This window comes from Mesorhizobium sp. M2A.F.Ca.ET.037.01.1.1 (genome assembly GCF_003998075.1).
GTDB lineage: Bacteria > Pseudomonadota > Alphaproteobacteria > Rhizobiales > Rhizobiaceae > Mesorhizobium.
The window spans coordinates 1-687 of sequence record NZ_RZSA01001645.1 but is presented as its reverse complement, the minus strand read 5'-3'; the positions used below and the strand labels follow the sequence as shown (position 1 = coordinate 687).

The 687-nt window shown below is 68.7% G+C and carries 1 protein-coding gene; it reads right to left on the bottom strand.

The window, feature by feature from the left end; translation table 11 throughout:
- Window positions 1-194: 194 nt before the first annotated feature.
- Window positions 195-687 (bottom strand): enoyl-CoA hydratase-related protein (locus EOA27_RS38950; RefSeq protein ID WP_245491401.1); only part of this gene is annotated, 493 nt, incomplete at its 5' end.

The following is a 687-nucleotide window of genomic DNA, read 5'->3' as shown; positions in this document are numbered from 1 at the left end:
GCGCCCCCCTCTGTCCTGCCGGACATCTCCCCCACAAGGGGGGAGATTGGCAGCTCGGGCGCCGGCGCCATCCTTGCAACGTTGAAAACTGGCGAAAGCGGACGCGACGGCTGATCTCCCCCCAAGTGGGGGAGATGTCCGGCAGGACAGAGGGGGGCGCTGTCCCGCCAGCGTTGCCAATAACGCACCCATCGCTAATTCCCCTCGAACACCGGCTTTTCCTTCGCCACGAACGCCTTGTAGGCCCGCTCGAAATCGCCGGTCTGCATGCAGATCGCCTGCGCTTGCGCTTCCGCCTCGATCGCCTGGTCGAGGCCAATCGACCATTCCTGGTTGAGCTGCGTCTTGGTGATGCCATGCGCGAAGGTCGGGCCGGAAACGATGCGCGCCGCCATGTCGAGCGCGTCGGCTTCGAGCGCTGCCGCGTCGACCAGCCGGTTGTAGAATCCCCAGCGCTCGCCCTCGGTGGCGCTCATGGTGCGGCCGGTGTAGAGCAGCTCGGCGGCGCGGCCCTGGCCGATGATGCGCGGCAGGATCGCGCAGGCGCCCATGTCGCAGCCGGCGAGCCCGACGCGGGTGAACAGGAAGGCGGTCTTTGCCTCCGGCGTCGCAATGCGGATGTCCGAGGCCATGGCGATGATCGCGCCGGCGCCGGCCGCCACGCCGTCGTCGGCGGAGGTGGTGGGG